General features: G+C 67.8%; 21 protein-coding genes. 15 read left to right on the forward strand and 6 right to left on the reverse strand.

Translation table 11 applies throughout. From position 1 onward, the window contains the following. The first annotated feature begins 8 nt into the window (after positions 1-8). The 10 genes from AB0M14_RS23750 (at position 9) to AB0M14_RS23795 (ending at position 7247) form a co-directional block, all read left to right on the forward strand. Positions 9-920 (forward strand): MlaD family protein, encoded by a 912-nt coding sequence (locus AB0M14_RS23750; protein WP_364998382.1) that lies wholly within the window; start codon positions 9-11, stop codon positions 918-920. Then, entirely contained in the window at positions 917-1918 is a 1002-nt protein-coding gene (locus tag AB0M14_RS23755; protein ID WP_364998384.1) for an MlaD family protein, read from the forward strand. Before AB0M14_RS23750 ends, AB0M14_RS23755 begins: the two co-directional genes overlap by 4 nt. Next, positions 1915-2859: an MlaD family protein gene (locus AB0M14_RS23760; protein ID WP_364998386.1), complete on the forward strand. Its 945-nt coding sequence runs from the start codon at positions 1915-1917 to the stop codon at positions 2857-2859. The genes AB0M14_RS23755 and AB0M14_RS23760 overlap by 4 nt, the downstream gene beginning before the upstream one ends. Before the next feature lie 28 nt (positions 2860-2887). Then, on the forward strand, positions 2888-3529 hold the full coding sequence (locus tag AB0M14_RS23765; protein WP_364998388.1) for a hypothetical protein: 642 nt from the start codon (positions 2888-2890) through the stop codon (positions 3527-3529). Between the two features lie 3 nt (positions 3530-3532). After that, a complete protein-coding gene (locus AB0M14_RS23770) occupies positions 3533-4186 on the forward strand; it encodes a TetR/AcrR family transcriptional regulator (protein ID WP_364998390.1) in 654 nt (217 codons plus the stop codon). A gap of 36 nt (positions 4187-4222) precedes the next feature. Then, positions 4223-4786, forward strand: a complete 564-nt coding sequence (locus tag AB0M14_RS23775; protein ID WP_364998392.1) for a hypothetical protein — start codon at positions 4223-4225, stop codon at positions 4784-4786. Then, a complete protein-coding gene (locus AB0M14_RS23780) occupies positions 4738-5331 on the forward strand; it encodes a TetR/AcrR family transcriptional regulator (RefSeq protein ID WP_364998394.1) in 594 nt (197 codons plus the stop codon). Before AB0M14_RS23775 ends, AB0M14_RS23780 begins: the two co-directional genes overlap by 49 nt. Before the next feature lie 184 nt (positions 5332-5515). Beyond that, positions 5516-6079 carry a transglycosylase SLT domain-containing protein gene (locus tag AB0M14_RS23785; RefSeq protein ID WP_364998396.1) on the forward strand — a complete coding sequence of 188 codons (564 nt, stop codon included), beginning with the start codon at positions 5516-5518 and terminating at the stop codon, positions 6077-6079. Between the two features lie 63 nt (positions 6080-6142). Next, on the forward strand, positions 6143-6889 hold the full coding sequence (locus tag AB0M14_RS23790) for a HEAT repeat domain-containing protein (protein ID WP_364998398.1): 747 nt from the start codon (positions 6143-6145) through the stop codon (positions 6887-6889). 82 nt (positions 6890-6971) lie between these two features. After that, positions 6972-7247, forward strand: a complete 276-nt coding sequence (locus AB0M14_RS23795) for a hypothetical protein (protein WP_364998400.1) — start codon at positions 6972-6974, stop codon at positions 7245-7247. Between the two features lie 25 nt (positions 7248-7272). Here the strand turns inward: AB0M14_RS23795 and AB0M14_RS23800 are convergent, their stop codons facing one another. Then, positions 7273-8238: a YafY family protein gene (locus tag AB0M14_RS23800; RefSeq protein WP_364998402.1), complete on the reverse strand. Its 966-nt coding sequence runs from the start codon at positions 8236-8238 to the stop codon at positions 7273-7275. 62 nt (positions 8239-8300) lie between these two features. On the opposite strand from AB0M14_RS23800, the gene AB0M14_RS23805 reads away from it, so the two are divergent. Continuing rightward, a complete protein-coding gene (locus tag AB0M14_RS23805; RefSeq protein WP_364998404.1) occupies positions 8301-9437 on the forward strand; it encodes an epoxide hydrolase in 1137 nt (378 codons plus the stop codon). Here the strand turns inward: AB0M14_RS23805 and AB0M14_RS23810 are convergent. Beyond that, positions 9434-10180: a hypothetical protein gene (locus AB0M14_RS23810; RefSeq protein WP_364998406.1), complete on the reverse strand. Its 747-nt coding sequence runs from the start codon at positions 10178-10180 to the stop codon at positions 9434-9436. The two genes, AB0M14_RS23805 and AB0M14_RS23810, sit on opposite strands and share 4 nt — an antisense overlap. A gap of 162 nt (positions 10181-10342) precedes the next feature. Here AB0M14_RS23810 and AB0M14_RS23815 point away from each other — a divergent pair, with 162 nt between their 5' ends. Together AB0M14_RS23815 and AB0M14_RS23820 are read left to right on the forward strand one after the other, a co-directional pair. After that, the gene (locus AB0M14_RS23815) at positions 10343-11515 is read left to right on the forward strand and encodes an acyl-CoA dehydrogenase family protein (protein WP_364998408.1); all 1173 of its coding nucleotides are present in this window, start codon (positions 10343-10345) and stop codon (positions 11513-11515) included. Between the two features lie 9 nt (positions 11516-11524). After that, on the forward strand, positions 11525-12643 hold the full coding sequence (locus AB0M14_RS23820) for an acyl-CoA dehydrogenase family protein (protein ID WP_364998410.1): 1119 nt from the start codon (positions 11525-11527) through the stop codon (positions 12641-12643). Between the two features lie 55 nt (positions 12644-12698). Here AB0M14_RS23820 and AB0M14_RS23825 read toward each other — a convergent pair whose 3' ends face one another. Further along, positions 12699-13307 (reverse strand): hypothetical protein, encoded by a 609-nt coding sequence (locus AB0M14_RS23825; RefSeq protein WP_364998412.1) that lies wholly within the window; start codon positions 13305-13307, stop codon positions 12699-12701. A 304-nt stretch (positions 13308-13611) separates the two neighbouring features. Between AB0M14_RS23825 and AB0M14_RS23830 the strand changes: the two genes are divergently transcribed. Then, positions 13612-13899 carry a hypothetical protein gene (locus AB0M14_RS23830; protein WP_364998414.1) on the forward strand — a complete coding sequence of 96 codons (288 nt, stop codon included), beginning with the start codon at positions 13612-13614 and terminating at the stop codon, positions 13897-13899. A 58-nt stretch (positions 13900-13957) separates the two neighbouring features. Beyond that, complete coding sequence (locus AB0M14_RS23835) at positions 13958-14809, forward strand: GNAT family N-acetyltransferase (RefSeq protein WP_364998416.1); 852 nt, start codon at positions 13958-13960, stop codon at positions 14807-14809. Here the strand turns inward: AB0M14_RS23835 and AB0M14_RS23840 are convergent. The 3 genes from AB0M14_RS23840 to AB0M14_RS23850 form a co-directional block, all read right to left on the reverse strand. Further along, positions 14806-15717 (reverse strand): hydroxymethylglutaryl-CoA lyase, encoded by a 912-nt coding sequence (locus AB0M14_RS23840; RefSeq protein WP_364998418.1) that lies wholly within the window; start codon positions 15715-15717, stop codon positions 14806-14808. The two genes, AB0M14_RS23835 and AB0M14_RS23840, sit on opposite strands and share 4 nt — an antisense overlap. 249 nt (positions 15718-15966) lie before the next feature. Beyond that, positions 15967-17181: a CaiB/BaiF CoA-transferase family protein gene (locus tag AB0M14_RS23845; RefSeq protein ID WP_364998420.1), complete on the reverse strand. Its 1215-nt coding sequence runs from the start codon at positions 17179-17181 to the stop codon at positions 15967-15969. Positions 17182-17217: 36 nt separating this feature from the next. Next, positions 17218-18435, reverse strand: coding sequence for a transposase (locus tag AB0M14_RS23850; protein WP_364998422.1), 1218 nt, complete (start codon positions 18433-18435; stop codon positions 17218-17220). Positions 18436-18668: the final 233 nt, after the last annotated feature.

Raw genomic sequence — 18668 nt, forward strand, 5'->3', positions numbered from 1 at the left:
GAATCCTGATGAGCGGCACGGTAATCGTGGCCACGGCCGCCGTGAGCGGCTGCGCGCTGATCACCGACGTGACCGAACGCGTGGTGCCGCATCGCATGACCGCGCTGTGCGCCGAATTCACCGATACCGCTGGCCTGTACCCGGGCAATCACGTGAGCCTGCTCGGCGTCGACATCGGGGAGATCGAGGCGATCGAACCGCGGGGTGACCGGATGCTGGTGCGGATGGAGGTCCGCGCCGACATCCCGCTGCCCGCCGACGTCGGCGCCGCCACCATGTCGAGCTCGATCGTGACCGATCGACGGGTGGAACTCAGCAAGGCCTACGCGGGCGGGCCGAAATTCAGTGGTTCCGAGTGCATTCCGTTGTCTCGGACCCGCACGCCGCTGGGCGTGAGCGCCGCCTTCGACGCGATCGGGGCGCTGTCCAACGACATTCTCGCGGGCAGCGAGAGCGATCAGGGACTGGCGAACCTGGTCACGCACGCGGACCAGGCGCTGGCGGGCACCGGGCCGCAGTTCAACCAGCTGCTGCAACGGATGTCGACCGTGCTCGCCGATCCGGTCGGTAAGGACGCCCAGGTCCGCGACCTGATCGACAACCTGGACGCGCTCACCACCATGTTCGTCACCAACTGGCCGGACATGGCCGTCGTGCTCGACCACCTGCGCGGCGGTCTGCTGGCGCTGGCCGGAATGGCCGAGGGCTTGGCGAATTCGGTGGACCTGGCCCGGGCACTGCTGCCGGTCCTGGTGCGCAATGTCGCCAAGTACGACGAGCAGGCCTACCGGTTCCTCGACGAACAGTTCGTGCCGTTCAGTCACCACACGCTGCCGCCGCTGGCCGGCGGCATCGGCGAACTGCTGGCGGCGCTGCCGCCGCTGGCGGGGACGCTGAACGGCCAGGAGGCGCCGCGATGAGACGACTGCGCATCATCTTGCTGGGCCTGGCGCTGGTTCTCGCGGGCTGCGGCTTCGACCCCACCGACATTCCGATCCGCGGTACTTACGTCGACGGCGCGAAGTATTCCATCCGAATCGAATTCGCCAGCGTTCTGAACCTGCCCGCGAAAGCCAAGGTGGTCGCCGACGGCATCGACGTCGGCGTGCTCACCGACGTCGCGCTGCACGGCGACCTCGCTATCGCGACCGTCGACCTGAAAGCCGGTGTGCGGCTGCCGAAATCGACGACCGCCGAACTGCGGCAGAGCACCATCCTGGGTGACATCTTCGTCGCGCTGCAGCCGCCGCGCGGATCCGCCGGCCCGTACCTGGCCGGGGGCGACACCATTCCGGTCGACCAGACCTTGCCGGCGACCAATGTCGAGGCGCTGGTCCGCGGGCTGTCCACCGTGGTCACCGGCGGCACCATCACCGATGTCGCCGAGCTGGTGAACAAGGTGAACGCGGCCTTCCCGGAGGATCCGGCCGAGATCGAGCGCATCACCCGGGCCGGGCGGCTGGCCCTGGACGATCTGGCGGCCAATACCGCCGACCTGGATCGCATTCTGGCCGCGGCGGCCGAGGTGTCGATCGTGCTGGAGTCGCGCAAGAACGACGTCGACCGGGTGCTGACCGACGGGCCCGCCCGGCTGGCCGGTCTCGGGGAGCTGGTGTTCAGCGTCGTCGCGCTGATCCTGACCATCAAGCCGTTCTCGGTGCGGGTGGGGGAGCTGCTGTTCCCGGTCGAGGAGGACGTGCGCGGCATCATCTCGGTGATCACGCCCAGTCTGCTCACCATCGCCGAGTCCGATACCTCCGTCCCGGCCAACCTGGACGCCTTGCACAAGCTGTTGCGCGACAAGCTCGTTCCGTTCTTCAGCGCGCCGCCGAATGTCCGGGTGGTCGACGGCGGGACCCCGGAGACGCGGGCCGACGAGCTGGTCACCGTGCTGCGATCGATCGGACTGGTGCCATGAGGATTCCCGCTTCAGTCTCGCTGGCCATGCTGCTGGTGATGACCCTGGTCGGCGCTGCCTACCTCACTTTCGGTGTGCTGGATATGGATCCGCGCCGGCAGACCTATGTGGTCCGAGTCGAGGTCGCCACCTCGGGGGGATTGATGAAGACTTCGCAGGCGAATCTGCGGGGGATGCCCATCGGACGGGTGCGCGGTATCGACACCACCGCGACCGGGCTCGCGATCCGGGTGGAACTCGATGCGCGGTATCAGGTTCCGGCGCACAGTGAGGTGCGGATCGCGAACCTGTCCGCCGCGGGCGAGCAGTACCTCGATTTCCGGCCCGCGGACAATGTCGGTCCGTATCTGCGCGACGGCAGCGTGATTCCGGAACGTCAGGTCTGGGTCAGCGAATCCGTCGGCGAGGCGCTCGGCAAGATGAACGGGATTGTGGCCCAGCTGGATCCGGTGCGGCTGGCGTCGATCCAGAACACCCTGGAGCAAGGGTGGACCGGGCGTGACGACGAGGTCCGGAATATGTGGCGTGCGCTGGAGCTGATGGCGAACACGTTGCGGGACAAGGGGGCCGCCCTCGGCCGGCTCTACGACAACACTCAGATCCTGGGTGACAACTTCGAGGGCAGGGGCGGACAGCTCGGCGGCTTGGAAACGGCGCTGAACAGCGCCGACCCGGCGGTGATCCACCTGCTGCACAGCATCGCCGCCATCTCCCCTGAGGCGTACGACATCTGGGACGAGCCGCTGGGGCCGCTGGTCCAGCACGTCGACCACTACTTCACCGAACTGCTCCCGGACTTCGCGCTGCTGGCGACGGTCCTGAAACCCGCCACCGCGCAGGTGCGCCCGCTCCGGGTGGACGCCGGATCGATCGTGGACCTGCTGTCGGCGGCCTTTCCCGAGGGCGGCGCGGCCCGGGTGAGCGTTGTGCCGCCGCGTTGACACGACTACCGAGAGTGAGGAATCAGCCGTGAAAAGCCAAGAAGTGCAGTCGGACTCCGACGCTGCTGTGGAACCGGACGACAGCAAGACCGCTGCGGAACTGGGCGACAGCAAGACCGTCGCGGAACCGTCGCGCGCGTTCGCCCTCGACGCGGTGCGCGCCGATGCCGGCCGGCGCACCTCGATCCTGGTCGCCGTCGCCGCGATCTTGGCGGTGGCGGCGGTGGTCTGCGGTGTCCAATGGCATTCCGCCGCAACAGAAACCGCTGATCTGCGGGCGGCCGCGGCTGACGAGCAGCGCGCCACCGAGATCGCGCGGGACTATGTGAAGCGTTCGCTGACTTACGATTACCGCAATCTCGACGCCTTCTTCGCCGCGGTCACCGACGGTACCGGTGACACCTTGCGTGATCGGTACAAGCAGGTCCGCGAGACGCTCGGCAAGATCATGAGCGAATCCCAGGTGGTGGCCAGCGGCAGCGCCGTCTCCGCCGCGGTCGACTCGGTGACCGGCGATCAGTATCGGGTAACGGTTTTCGCGATCCAGCGCACCCAGAACGTGCAGCAGAAGGACCCCGCCTCGGTGCCGAACCTGCTGACGGTCACCGTCGTGAAGAACGGCGGCGCCTGGCAGGTCACCGATTACGGTCCGCAGAAGGTCGCGCCCTAGCCCATGGCACCCGGTCGAGGCCGGCCGCCGCAGCCCGGTATCGCGCAGGCCCGGCGCGCCCAGATCACCGAAGCGGCCTACGCGATCTTCGCCGCACAGGGCTACGAGGACACCACGATCGAGGAGATCGCGCGGGCGGCCGGGCTCGGGCACGGCACCGTCTACCGGTACTTCAACGCCAAAGCCGAGATCCTGCACAGTGTCTTCGACTATTCGATCGAGCGGCTGATGACCGCGATCGAGCTCGAACCGCTGTGCGCGCCCGCCGAATCGCTGGACGATCTGCTCGATCGAGTACAGCGGATGTGTAAGGACCTACCCGAATTCCTGACGCGGGAACCGGAATTGGTGAAACTCATCATGGTGGAGTCCACCGCCGCCGACGACGAGCTGCTGCTGCGGTTGCGCGGGCTGGCCGACCTGATGGTCTCGACGCTGGCGCGGGCGCTGGCCGACGGACAAGCGGCGGGGTGGGTGCGCGCATCGATCGACCCGCAGGTCTACGCGCACACGCTGATGTCGCTGAGCGTGCCGGGTCTGGTGCACGTACTGCATGAAAGACAGACCCGCCCAGCGGAATTGACCAGGTTCCTGGCTGTCGGCGCGGCCCTGGCCCGTAGCGCGCTCGAGGTGCGGCCCGCGGAAAAGCAGCTATGACGGCGCATGCCGCCGAGGGCGGTCAGGCTGCCGCGGGTGGTCATGCTGCCGCAGGCGGACGAGTTGCCGCAGGTGGTCGGGCTACTGCGGGTGGTCAGGTTGCCGCAGGTGGTCGGGCTGCCGCGGGTGGACAGGTTGCCGCAGGTGGTCGGGCTGCCGCGGGTGGACAGGTTGCCGCAGGTGGTCGGGCTGCTGCGGACGGTCGGGCTGCTGGGGACGGTCGGGCTGCTGGGGACGGACGGGTTGCCGCAGGCGGACGAGTTGCCACAGGTGGTCGGGCTGCCGCAGGTGGTCGGGCTGCTGCGGACGGGCGGGCTGCTGCGGACGGTCGGGCTGCTGCGGACGGGCGGGCTGCTGCGGACGGACGGGCTGCTGCGGACGAGCGGGCTGCTGGGGACGGACGGGTTGCCGCAGGCGGACGGGTTGCCGCTGGTGGGCGGGTTGCCGCTGGTGGGCGGGTTGCTGCGGGTGGTCATGCTGCTGCGGGTGGTCGGGTTGCGGGCGATCAGGTTGCAGGTGGTCATGCTGCCGCGGGTGGTCGGGCTGCCGCGGTGCAAGCCGCGCGCCGAGCATCCCTGGTCGCGTCGGCGCGCACGCTGATTCTGGCGCGCGGCTATCACGGCGCGTCGGCGGCCGACATCGCCGAGCACGCGGGGCTCAGTCATGGGTCCTTCTACACCTATTTCGGCTGCCGCCGCGAGATTCTGGACGTGGTTTTCGACGACTGGTTCCGCGGTTTTCGCGACTACGTCCTCGCGGGTGTCGGCACCGATCCCGCGCTCCATCTCGACGCTGCCGTCGAGGTGGTCGCGCAGGTGGTCCGCCGGTTCCTCGAGTTCGCGCGCACCGATTCCGAGCTGGTGCTGTTCCTCGCGTTCAAGGCCGCGGCCATCGACGCCGAGGTCGCGCAGCGGCTGTTCGACAACTACACCCGGTCGGTCGGGCACGCCGAGTTGTTCCTCCGGTCCGGCATCGCGCACGGCTATTTTCGCGACGACTTGGACCTGTCCACGGCTGCCGAACTGCTGGCGTCGATCGTGCTGTCCACGGTCCTCGGTCAGCTCCAAGCGTTGTATCCGCCCGGCACCGACCCGGTCGGTGCGGTCTGCGATTTCATCCGGCACGCGTTCGCGGCAGAGGTGTGACGCACGTCTCAATTCGAGGCGAGAATCCCGCTCTGACCGGGGCGCTGGGTGTATGCACCTGTTTGTTCACCGGTTGTTAAGTTTATGTTTACCTTCCGCGACCAGTCTGTGACCTTCCAAACCAGACCGCGCGCCCTGTTATAGCCGCGGATTCTGAACTCGAATCAGCCAGGAATGCCGCCTCATGACATTGCGCAAACTGTTCCCCCTCGCGGTCATCGTCACCCTCTCGGCCGTCCCCGTCTACGCGTCCGCCGAGATCCCCGGCGTTCCCGAGCAATTGCAGCAGCCCGCTCAGCAACTCCAGGAGCAGGCGCAACAGGCCCAGCAGGGTCTGCCGCAGGACCAGCAGAACCAGGTCCAGGGTCTGGTCCAGCAACTCCCGGCCCCGCTGGCCGGCATGCTTCCGCCCCCGGAACCGCTGTTCTCCGACGATCTCGATGGCTGGATCAAGAACGCCCTCTACGTCCTGTCCAAGCACAACATCCCCGGCAGCTACGAGGGCATCCACCGCAACATCATCCGCGAGTCCGGCGGCGACCCCCGCGCCATCAACCTCTGGGACTCCAACGCCGCCGCCGGCATCCCCTCCAAGGGCCTGCTCCAGGTCATCGACCCCACCTTCGAGCGCTACCACGTCGAAGGCACCTCCTGGGACATCTACGACCCGATCGCCAACATCGCCGCCGCCTGCAACTACGCCGCCGCCCGCTACGGCTCCATCGACAACGTCTTCGGCGCCTACTGACCCGCCGCTCCGGAAAGCGCTTGCCCCCCAAGGGTTCCGGCCGCCTAGTGTGAGGCGGTGGCGATGTTCGTGCATGCAACCCCGGAAAAGTATGTCCGTCGTATCCGCCGGGCGGGTATTCGCGCCGACAGCGGCTACGGTGCGCGCACCGGCGTCTACTGCATGCCGATGCTCCCCTCGTATACCCTCGCGCACCAATGGGTCCGCGAGCTGCGACGCGGCGGGCAGCGCCTTTTCGTGGCCGTCGATTTCCGGGTCCCGGACGACGAACCCGTTGTCGTAGGCCATTACTCGAAGCGCGGCGCGGAAACCACCGCGGCCGAAGCATCGGCCTTGATCGCCGGAACCGACGACCCCCGCGGCTACGAAGTGTTCATTCCGCGCGCGATCCCAGCCGCCGAGATCCACCGGATCCGTCATCTACGACAGGTCACCGGCTGGCGCTACGCCCCCGACCAGCACGGCCGCCCACCCTGCGCCTGCCCGGTCTGCCTGCCCCGCGGCGCCTTCAAAGCAGCCGACATCCGCAGCCGCTTCGGCGAGCCACCGCCGCTCACCAAACCCGCCCTGCTGCACCAACTCCGCACGGCGACCGACGACGAAGCCATCCTGGACGCCTTATGGGGCCTCCGCGCCAAGAGCCGCGGCGACGCCACCGTCCTCGCCTACCTCGTCGACCACCCGGACCCCGGCGTCCGCGAGGCGCTCGCCGGCACCCTGCACAAATTTCGAGGCCAGGCCGCCCGCGATCTCCTGGCCCGCCTAGCCCGCGACCCCCACCCGGACGTCCGAACCGCCGCCCTCGCTTGAACCCGTGAGCAGCCCCACGATCTGAGCCCGTTCCAGGGGAAACCAGTGTGTCGCAAATGGTCTGGGCGTAGTTTGCCTGGGCATGGCTGACCAGCCCGGACCAGAAGCCAAGGAGGTCATCGTGACAACAGCCGAACGACTCCGCGCCGAGGGCAAAGACGAGGGCAGGGTTGAGGGGAAAGCCGAGGGTAAAGCCGAGGGGCGTGCCGAGGCGCTCCTCGAATTACTTCAGCAGAAATTTGGGCCGGTGCCAGATGCGGTCGGTGCGAGTGTTCGCTCGGCGGACGTGGCCCAGCTGCAACGTTGGACCTCCCGGGTGCTCGAGGCTCGCGACTTGGATGGCGTCTTCCACGGCTGACGTTGCGGAGGCTCTGCTGAGCGGTTTATGAGGGCTGACGGGGGATGGCGTTGGCGATGCGGGATGAGATCGCTCGGAGGCAGTCGATCAGTTCTGGGGGTTCGTGGACTTCGAAGTCGACGCCGAGGGTGATCAGGCGGTGGGCCAGCCATTCTGGGGAGTCGTCTCGGGTGGCTTCGAGGCGGCAGGAGTGGTTGGTGAGGGGGGTGAGGTCGCCGGGGGTGTCGCCGAGGCGGCCGGAAATCTTGTCCGCGGGGGCCTGGAGGGTGACGGCGACGTGGAATTGGGGTGTGCCCCAGTTGGTTCGGTGGCCGGTTACGTAGGCGGCGGGGTTGGCGGCCGGGAGCGGGCGGGGGGTGAAGCGGGCGGCGGTGGGGTGGGGGTTGGTGATCCGGTCGACGCGGAAGACGCGCCAGTCGGTGCGGTCGAGGTCGTAGCCGACGAGGTACCAGCGGCGGCGGGAGCTGACGACGCCGAGGGGCTCGAGGTGGCGGTGTGACGCGGTGGCGGTGGTGTAGGTGAAACGGACACGCTCCCTGTTGGTGACGGCGGCGGCGAGGATGGTGAGGATTTCGGGGTCGGCTGCGGGGCCGTCGCCGGTGGGGAGGGCCACCGCCGTGCCGAGGACCTGGACGCGGCGGCGGAGTTTCGCGGGGAGGACCTGGTCGAGTTTGGTCAGGGCGCGGACCGAGGCTTCCTCGATGCCGGTGAGGGCGGAGGACGCGGCGGCGCGCAGGCCGATGGCGATCGCGACGGCTTCCTCGTCGTCGAGAAGCAGTGGCGGCATGGCTTTTCCGGCGACGAGGCGGTAGCCGCCGGCCGCGCCGAGGGTGGCTTCGACGGGGTAGCCGAGGTCGCGGAGACGGTCGATGTCGCGGCGAACGGTGCGATCGGTGACGCCGAGGCGCTCGGCCAGTTCGCTGCCCGGCCATTCGCGTGGCGTTTGCAGCAGGGACAGCAGGCGCAGGAGGCGGGCGGGGGTGTCGGTCATGGTTTTCAGGATTCTAGCGATCTAGGACCTGATCAGTCCTAGATGACTTCTAACTTGGGACTATGACCTCGATCAAAGACTTTCGCATCGACATTCCGCAGGCCGATCTGGATGACCTGCACGACCGCCTCGCCCGCACCCGGTGGGCGGCGCAGCTGCCGGGGCAGCCGTCCGATCGGGGCGTGCCGGTCGCGTATCTGCGCGAGCTCGCCGACTACTGGCGGACCGAATTCGATTGGCGGGCACAGGAAGCGGCGTTGAACGAGTTGCCGCAGTTCGTCACCGAGATCGACGGGCTGGATGTGCATTTCGTGCACGTGCGGTCGCCGGAACCGGACGCGCTGCCGTTGATCCTGACCCACGGTTGGCCGAACACGTTCGTGGAGTTCACGAAAACGGTGGGTCTGCTGACGGATCCGCGGGCGCACGGACTGGACCCGGCGCAGGCGTTCCACGTGGTGATTCCGTCGGTGCCGGGTTTCGCGTTCTCGGCGGCGCCGCACGAGGAGATGTCCGTGCGCCGGGTGGCCCGGATGTGGGTCGAGCTGATGGACCGGCTCGGATACGAACGCTACGGCGCGCAGGGCGGCGACCTGGGCGCGTACGTGGCGCCGGAGATCGCCCTCGCGGCCCCGGATCGGGTGGTGGGCGTGCATCTGGACGGCGGCATCGGCATGCCGACCGAGGCTGATGTCCCGACCATGTCCGCGTCCGAGCGGGCGGAGTGGGACATGATGCAGCAGTGGATGACCGGCGGCATCAACCATCACGAGATTTTGCGGGCCGCGCCGCAGACCTTCGCGCACGGGTGGACCGACTCCCCGGTGGGCCTGCTGGCGTGGCTCACGCAGAAATTCGACGAGTTCACGCCGCTGGCAGACAAGGCCGAGGACGTGATCGACCGCGATCACCTGCTGACGAACATCAGCCTGTACTGGTTCACCAACACCGTCGCCTCCTCGTCCTGGCCGATGTACGAAGGGCTGGGCAAGGACGGCGGCTTCGCGTGGCCGACCGGACAGAAGCTGGTACCGACGGGCACCTACGGCGGCGGTTCAGCGCTGATGCGCCGGCTCGCCGAGCAGGACAACGACATCGTGCACTGGCCGGAGGGCAACACCGGTAACCACTTCGTGGCCATGGAGATGCCGGAGATGCACGCGGCGGATATCCGCGCGTTCTTCGCGAAAGTGCGCTAGCTGCTCGGCTTTTGCAGGTCCCCGCTGATGGCGGGGGCCTGCGGGGCCGGGATCTGCTCGCCGGACCCGCTGTTCGGAGCGGGTTCCGCGGGCGCGGCCGGGTCGGCGGGCGGTGGCGGCAGGTCCGGCACCGAGAACAGCCCGACGGTCGGCGTCATCACACAGTTCGCGAACGGGTAGTTGATGACGCCCCACATGGACGCGATCACGGTGCCCGGGCCGGAATTCACCGTCTTGGTGAGCGAGGGCAGACCGGTTTCGGTGCGATCGTCGAGCATGTCGATGCCGCTGGCCCCGTTGTTGACGTTGACCCAGGCGACGACCAGCCCGGAGTTCAGCGGAATGCCGGTGTGCGCGGGGGAGGCGCTGAACCGCAACGAGCCCGGGCTCGGGTTCGGAGCGTCGGCGAGCCGGGGGCCCAGCGCGTTGGCGGCGGCGATGATCGTGGTGATCGGCCCGTTGCTGCCGCAGCCGAAGGTCGGCGCGGCATAGGCGAAGGGTGTCCAGCCGGGAGTGATGTCGCGCAGCTCGGCGACATCGACGAGATTCGTGAACTGCGTCAGCGCGCCGACACCGGCCTGGCCGGGCGCGTCCGCGCCGACTTTCTCGGTGAGCTGGGTGAGCGCGCCCTGGATATCGGGGGTGTTCGGCTCGGCCGAGGCCGGACCCGCCATGGTCAGAACCGCGCTGATGCCGAGAGATGTCGCTGCCGCCGTCGCCCGCGCGATGGTTCTGCCGTTCACTCAAATACTCCTCGAAATAAACCAGCGGGTCCCCATACCCCGTCGCCAGCAACGTACCAGTTCGCACCTCTGCGTGTTGTCCCGGATGTGATCCCCCTGACAGCGCACGATTACCAGAGGGTAAGTTCGGCTCGGACGTACGAGACATGGACGGAGTCCTGTATGAAAATATCCCTGTCCCCCGACGAGATCGCCTTCCGCGACGAACTGCGAAAGTTCTATCGGACCGAGATCCCCGCTGAGATCCGCGACCGCGTCCGCTACGGCCGCGAGTTGTCCAAAGAGCAGATCGTCGCCGCGCACAAGATCCTCAACGACCACGGACTCGCCGTGCCGAACTGGCCGGTGGAGTGGGGCGGCAAGGATTGGACCCCGATGCAGCGCCACATCTGGCAGGACGAGATGCAGCTGGCCTCGGTGCCCGAGCCGCTGACGTTCAACGCCCAGATGGTCGGCCCGGTGATCGCGCAGTTCGGCAACCAGGAGATCAAGGAGCGCTTCCTGCCGCCGACCGCGGCGCTGGATATCTGGTGGTGCCAAGGCTTCTCCGAGCCCGACGCCGGTTCCGATCTGGCCTCGCTGCGCACCACCGCGGTGCGCGACGGCGATTCCTACATCGTCAACGGCCAGAAGATCTGGACCACGCTGGGCCAGTACGCCGACTGGATCTTCTGCCTCGTGCGCACCGATCCGAACGCCCCGAAGAAGCAGGCCGGCATCTCCTTCCTGCTCTTCGACGTCAAGAGCCCCGGCGTCACCATGCGCCCGATCAAACTGATCGACGGCGGCTACGAGGTCAACGAGGTCTTCTTCGAGAACGTCCGGGTGCCCGCCGACCAGCTGGTCGGCGAGGAGAACATGGGCTGGACCTACGCGAAGTACCTGCTCGGCAACGAGCGCACCGGCATCACCGGCGTCGGCCGCACCAAGGTCAAGATCGGCGTCGCGAAAGAGTACGCCCGCCAGACCAAGTCCGGCGCGGGCACGCTGCTGGAGGATCCGCTGTTCGCGGCGCGCGTCGCCGAGCTGGAGAACGAGCTGCTCGCGCTGGAGCTCACCCAGCTCCGCGTGGTCTCCAATTCCGAAGAGGGCAAGCCGAATCCGGCCTCCTCGGTGCTGAAGCTGCGCGGTTCGGAATTGCAGCAGGCGGCCACCGAGCTGCTGCTCGATATCGCCGGCCCGGACGCCCTCCCGGTGGACGCCGAGGACATCGCCTCCCCGGAGTGGGCCCAGCACAGCGGCCCCGGTTACCTGAATTACCGCAAGACGACCATCTACGGAGGTTCGAGCGAAGTGCAGCGCTCCATCATTTCCTCCACGATCCTGGGATTGTGAGGCGACACCATGGACTTCGAACTCACCGACGAACAGGTCATGCTGCGGGACACCGTCCGTGACCTGCTGGCCCGCAACTACGACCCCGAGTCCCGGCTCAAGGTCACCGACACCGAACTCGGCTGGAGCCGCGAGGTCTGGCGGCAGCTCGCCGAACTGGGCGTGCTGGGCCTGAGTTTCAGCGAGGAAGACGGCGGCATGGACGCCGGGCCGGTGGAGACCATGGTGGTGCTGGAGGAGTTCGGTCGCCGGCTCGCGCCCGAACCGCTCCTGGACGCCGTCCTGGTGCCCGGCGGTCTGGTGGCCGCGGTCGGTTCGGCCGAGCAGCGGCAGCGGATCCTGCCCGCGGTCGCCGCGGGCGAGAAGCTGCTGGCCTTCGCGCACGGCGAGCCCGGCACCCGCTGGCCGTCGGCCGAGCTGTCCACCAAGGCGGTGGCGCAGGGTGATTCGTACGCCCTGACCGGCACCAAGAACCCGGTCGGGCACGGCGACTGCGCCGACGAGCTGGTGGTCAGCGCGACGCTGCCGGACGGCGGCCTCGGCCTGTTCCTGGTCGCCGCCGACGCCAGCGGCGTCAGCCGCAAGTCCTACCGCACGGTGGACGGCCAGCGCGGCGCGCAGATCGAATTCGACTCGGCCCCGGCCGAACTGCTCGGCGAAGCCGCCGCGGCGGTGCAGACCGCGATCGTGCACGCCCAGGCCCAGCTCTGCGCCGAATCCATCGGCGCGATGGAAGAGGCGCTGCGGCTGACCACCGACTACCTGAAGGCGCGCAAGCAGTTCGGCGTCACGCTGTCGAAGTTCCAGACGCTGACCCAGCGGGCCGCCAACATGTACGTCTCGCTGGAACTGGCGCGCAGCATGAGCCTGTACGCGAACGCGGCGCTGGCCGACGGCAAGGCCGACCCGGTGATCGCCTCGCGGGCTCGGTTGCAGGTCAGCCGTGCCGCCCGGCACGTCGGGCAGGAAGCGATCCAGATGCACGGCGGTATCGGCGTCACCGCGGAGTACCCGGTGAGCCACTACGTCGCGCGGCTGACCGCGATCGAGCGGACGCTCGGTGGCGCATTGGCGCATCTGCGGGTGCTCAGCGCCGCGGTCGGCTCCTACGACCAGCCGGAGCTGTAGGTCTCGAACGAGAGAAAGGCCGTCCTGCCGAGCAGGGCGGCCTTTGTCGTGCGGTCTACTCGGTGGGCGGCGCCGTGGTCGAAGTCGGCACGGGGACCGAGGTTTCCGTCGGTGCGTCGACGGGCGCCGGGACCGGCATGGGGCTTTCGATCGGGGTGACGACTTCCACGGGCGCGGCTTCCGGGGTCGTCTCCTCGACCGGCGGCGGGGCGGCCGCGGTCGTGGTGGGCACCGGTGGCCGGCGGGTCGTGGTCGGTTCCTCGCGTTCGGTGGTGCGCGGCCTGGTCCGGGTGGTCGTCGGTTCCTCGGGGTCGGTGCTGCGCGTCGGCGGCGTGCTGCGCGGGCGCGTGGTGGTCTCGGTCTCGCCCGGGATGTCGATTTCGCTGTCGGGCGGTGTGGTCATAGGCGTGTACCCCGCGGGTCGGCGCGGCGGACCGGCCGGCGCCACTTGCCACGTGGGGGACGGCGGGATGACGACTTTCTGTGCCGTCACCGAAGTTCCGTTCTGTACGGCCATCGCTGCCGACGGTCCGGATTTCAGCGGTGGGGGCGGCACGTAGGTGTCGTTCTTGCCTACTCCGCAGGCGCCGATGAGGACGAGCCCGACGGAAACCGCCCCCGCTGCGATCGCCGGACCGGTGATCTTGGCCCTGTTGCTCACCATCGGGACACTCCTGCTGGGTAATCGAGTGGGGCTCACCTTAATCGAGGCCCGGCATCGCGGCTACTGCGGCACGGGCGTTTCGCCAGCTCATACTTCGATCTAAAATACTCGTAATTCAGATATCGAAATGATGACTATTGCGTGTCGTGGGCACGTGTCGCGCTCGAACCCACCGGTGTGGTCGTAGCGTGTGTGAGCAAAGTTACGTGTGCGACGCCTGTACCCAGATGAGAGATCCGCCGAGGGCTCGAGAACCCTATTGCGACAACAACTCTGATCGAAGTCGGGTTAGAGGGAGTGGATGATGGGAGCTTACTCGACAACTCCGCTGCGAGCCGAGTCCGAAGCCGCCGATCCGGCAGCTACCGCACCATCGCAGCCCCAGGGGTCGAAACCGCCACGCAGCCTGTTCACGATCCTCTCGCGGACCTTCGCCTGGCTGTTCTTCATCGGTGGCGTCGTGGGCGCCGCGCTCGGTATCGCCGGGTTGCACGTCGAAATAGCGGTAGCCGGCCTGATACTCGCCTGCACCGCCGGGCTGGTGCTACTGAAGTTGCGACACGACCGTGGAGTTCGCGCCGAAACCGACTGAGCCACAATCGATCCCGGAGTTGGTTGCCGAAGCCGCTACTGCCGTGCAGGATTGGCTGATGGCTGGACGGGATCGTAGGCAGACGGCGATCACCAGTGATGTCACCGAATTCCTGGCACGCGCCGAGCCGTTCCTGCGGCAGAATCCGCTGCGCAACACGGTGATCGCGACCGCCGTCGGCAACCTGCTCGCGGCGAAGCACACGCCGGGTGAGCAGTCCTGGTTCGTGTCGGTACTCGACGACGCCGGCGAAGTCGTGGGCGTCGCGGCGCGCTCGGGCCGCAACGACATCTATCTCGGTGATCTCCCGGTGGACAGCGTCGGCGCGGTGGCCGAGGCATTCGCCGGCGCGATCGCGCAAGCCGGCGGCGTCGAGGGCCCTTCGGAAGTGGTGTGGCCCTTCGCCGAACGCTGGTGCGCGCTACGGCGAGTCGGCTACAAACAGGACTACGCCGTGCGGCTCTACCGGCTCGGAACGCTGCACATACCCCAGGTCCTCGGCGCGCCGCGGCGGGCGACGGAATCCGATGTGGCGCTGTGCCTGGCCTGGGCCGAGGCGATGCAGTCCGAGATCGGGCTGCATGGCGCGGGCCTGCCCGTCGAGGCGCTGCGCCGCCGGATCGCGGCGGGCTGGTGGTGGCTGTGGGAACGCGACGGCCGTCCGGTCTGCCTGGTCGCGCATCAGGTGCCGGCCTATGGCTGGTCCCGGATCGGGCCGGTCTACACCCCGCCCGCGGATCGCGGCCGCGGTTACGCCGCCGCGCTGTCCGCGCACGTGTCCCGGCTGCTGCGGTCCCAGGGACTCGACATCTGCCTGTTCGCCGACACCGACAATCCCACCTCCAACAAGATCTACCGGGGTATCGGGTTCGAGCCGGTGCGGGAGTACGTGCACTACCAATTCGGCTAGCGCGCCACCCATTCGAAGGCCGCGGCCTTCGAGCGCGCGCCCTCGGCGGTGCGCGAGCGGTTGGGTTCGCCGAGTTCGGCGAGCAGGTCCTCGGTCAGGCCGACCATGGCGGCCAGCGACGCGGGCGTGAACCAGTCCGGGCGGGTGGCGAAGAGGATGTCCTCGGACGCGGTATTGCCGCTGGCGCCCGGGGCGAAGGGGCAGCCGCCGAGGCCGCCGAGCGAGCCGTCGACCATGCCGGCGCCGGCCGCGATGGCCGCGAGGGTGTTGGCGACGCCCATGCCCCAGGTGTCGTGCCCATGGAAGACGATGCGGCGCTGGGGAGTTTGCTCGCGGACCGCGGTGACCAGAGCGCTGACCTGGGCCGGGTGCGCCTGGCCCAGGGTGTCGGCGAGAACGATGTCGGTGGCCCCCGCGGTGCGCGGGTCGGCGGCGATCGCGAGGACACGCGCCGGGTCGACCGGGCCGTCGAACGGACAGGTGAAGCTGGTGGCCAGGCAGAGCTGAATCGAACCGCCGGCTTCCTGCGCGAGCCGGATCGCCGCCGGCATGGCGGCCACGCTGGCTTCGGCGGTGCGGCCGATATTGGCCGTGTTGTGGGCGTCGGAGACCGACAGGCAGTACTGGAAGTTGCGCACGCCCGCCGCCAAGGCTTTCTCGACATGACGCGGGGTCGCGACCCAGAGCCAGCAGTGCTGGAGCTCCGCGGGGGTCAGGGCGGCGACGAGATCCAGGGTGTTCGCCATCGGCGGCACCAGATCCGGCCGCGCCATCGAGCCGATTTCCAGCTCCGGGACCCCGAGCGCCAGCAGGTGGCGCACGATCTCGGCCTTGCGGCCGGTGGGGAGCACCTTGCCGGTGAGCTGCAAGCCGTCACGCAAGGTCACATCCCGCAGGACGGCTGTCACTTCTCTTCCCGTGACCGTGCGGGTACGCACATCACGCCTGCCCAGGATCTCCGATTGGTGCCCGCCGGATTCGGATGCACTGTCGGCCTGCTCGGCGCCGGGGAACGGAGCTCACCTCTGCTGCGTCCATCCGGGCGTCTGCGTCCACGCCGCCTACTCATGCCCGGCACCCTATCGGCGTCGGCCGCATTGCGCGAGCACCGGCCCCCGCGTCGGCCCGATGATCTTGCCGCGCCGACGGCGGCGCGATCACGCGTCTCCGGCGTTCAGCGCGTCGATCTCGGCGTCGCTCAGTCCGAGCAGGCCCGAGAGCACCTCGCGGGTGTGTTCCCCGAGATCGGGGCCCACATTCCGGATCGGCAGCGACTGCCCGCCGAGGACGGGAACGATGCCGGTGAAGCCGACGTCCTTCGGCTCGGGCGCACCGACGTCGACCGGGAAGGACTGAATCATATTGCGCGACTTCAGCTGCTCATCGGCGACCAGATCGGCGGCGGTGTAGATCGGGCCGCAGGGGATGGCGGCGTCCTCGAGGATCTTCAGGGCCTCGGCGCGGGTGTGCTGGATGGTCCACTCGGCGATCGAGGCGTCCAGGCGTTCCCGGTTGGTCCAGCGTCCCCAGTTGTCCTGGAGTTCGGGATCGGCGGCCAGATCGGGGCGGTCGATGACCTGCATGTAGCGCTGGAAGATGGCATCGCCGTTACCGCCGATGATGATGCTGAGGCCGTCGCTGCACGGGTAGGCGTTGCTCGGGGCGATGCCCTCCATCCGGCCGCCGACGCGTTCGCGGGTGATGCCGTAGGCCAGGTAGTCGGGGACCAGCGATTCCATGACCGAGAGGATGGATTCGTTCAGGGCGACATCGATGATGCGCTGTTCCAAGGGAACTCGCTCGACCCGCTCGCGCTGGAACAGGGCCATCACGGTGCCGAACGCGGCGTAGATCCCCGCGATGGAGTCACCGATGGAGACGCCCACCCGGACCGGGGGACGGTCCGGGTCACCCACCAATTCGCGCAGGCCGCCGACCGCTTCGGCGACCGCCGCGAAGCCGGGGCGCTGCGCGAGCGGGCCGGTCTGGCCGTAGGCGGAGATGCGGGTGATCACCAGATTCGGGTTGGCCTCGGAGAGCGCCTCGGGGCTCAGACCCCACTTCTCCAGGATCCCGGGCCGGAAGTTCTCCAGCAGCACATCGCACTGCTTGACGAGGTCGAGCACGATCCGCCGCCCCGCCTCGGTCCGCAGATCCAGGGTGATGGACTTCTTGTTGCGGTTGACGGTCCGGTAGAGCATCGAGGTGCTGCCGCCGTAGAGCCGCCAATTACGCAGTTCGTCACCGGTTTTCGGGCGTTCCACCTTGATCACCTCGGCGCCGAAGTCACCGAGGATGCGCCCGGCCGTCGGTGCGGCCACATAGTTGCCCAGTTCCAGAACCCGCACCCCGTCGAGCGGCCGAATCTCCATCTTGGCTTCCTTCTGGCCCCGAAAGGACCGGTATTCCTACGCGGGAACGCGAACGTTCGCCGTTCGGTGGGTTCTTGCTTCACAGGCAACTGCTCCGGCAAGCCGAAGTCTCACATTGCCTCCACAAGCATTTAGCGACTCCGCAAGCCCTGCGGCGTCGAGAATATTCACTGCAGCGTTGTAATCGCGATCCAGCCTCACGCCACATGCGCACTCCCACACCCGTACCCCGAGAGGTTTGGGCTCGGACACCACTCCACATAACGAGCAGGTGCGGGTCGAGGGGAACCAGCGATCGATCTTGATGACGGTGCGGCCGTTTCGGATTGCCTTCTCCTGTAGCAGCCGAATCAGTGTCGCCCACCCAGCGTCGTGTACCGACTTCGCCAGCCGCGTACGAGCCAACCCTCTCACCGCGAGATCTTCCACAGCGACCGTTTGATTCTCGCGGATCAGCCGGGAAGCGAGCTTGTGGTGATGGTCGAGCCTGGTGTTTCGCACCTTTCGGTGCAGCACCGCGACTCGCATGCGAGCCTTGTTCCGGTTGTTCGACCCTTTCTGCCGACGCGACAATATCTTTTGAGCCTTGGCGAGTCGTTTCTCGTTGGCCCGCAAATGACGGGGGTTATAGACCTTCTCTCTTGTCCCGTCCGAGTAGGTAACAGCCGCCAGATCGATGAGCCCAACGTCCACGCCCGCTACTCGCGGTGAAGCTGGCAACGGTTTTGCGGAGATCTCGACCACGAACGACACGTAGTACTGGTCATCCGCTTCGCGAATGACCGTCACGCTCGACGGTTCCGCTGGCAACTCGCGTGACCACACGAGTTTCACTTGACCAATCTTCGCCAGCCGCACGCCATGTCTGGTGACAGTGAATCCGTTGCGAGTGAACCGGATTGATTGTCGGTGGTCCTTCCTTGATCGAAATCGGGGAGCACCAACTTTGCGACCTTCACGTTTCCCTGCGATGGAGTCGAAGAAGTTGCGGTACGCGCGGCGTGCGTCCTGACACGCTTGTACCAGCACCACGCTCGACACTTCCGCCAGCCATGCCCGTTCTGGTGTTTGTTTGGCCTGGGTCACCACCCGGCGCTGAACCTCGCTGTCCGACAGGCTCTCTCCTGCCGCACGTGCCTTCCGCCGCGCCCAGATTGCATCGTTGTACACCGTCCGCGCACACCCGAACGACCGGGCAAGCATCTTCGCCTGCCCTCCGTCGGGGTAGGCCCGGAACCGGTATCGAACGAGCATTCGAAAATACTATCTGATTTCGGTCAGCGCGCAGGGATTCAGAGCGAATTGACATGGCCGCTGACGCAATGCGGGGGTGTTGAAAGCCGTTACCCGAGTTGGTGTCCTGCGGATTGGTACCCCAATCTGTGTGTCGTGAGAGGAATTCGGGTTGACCGGATCGACGGAGCCGCACGCCCACGAAATGCGTGCCGCCCACCGGCAGGTGGTGGCGACGGGCGCGCCGCCACCAC

This window comes from Nocardia sp. NPDC051832 (assembly GCF_040681285.1).
Taxonomy (GTDB): Bacteria; Actinomycetota; Actinomycetes; order Mycobacteriales; family Mycobacteriaceae; genus Nocardia.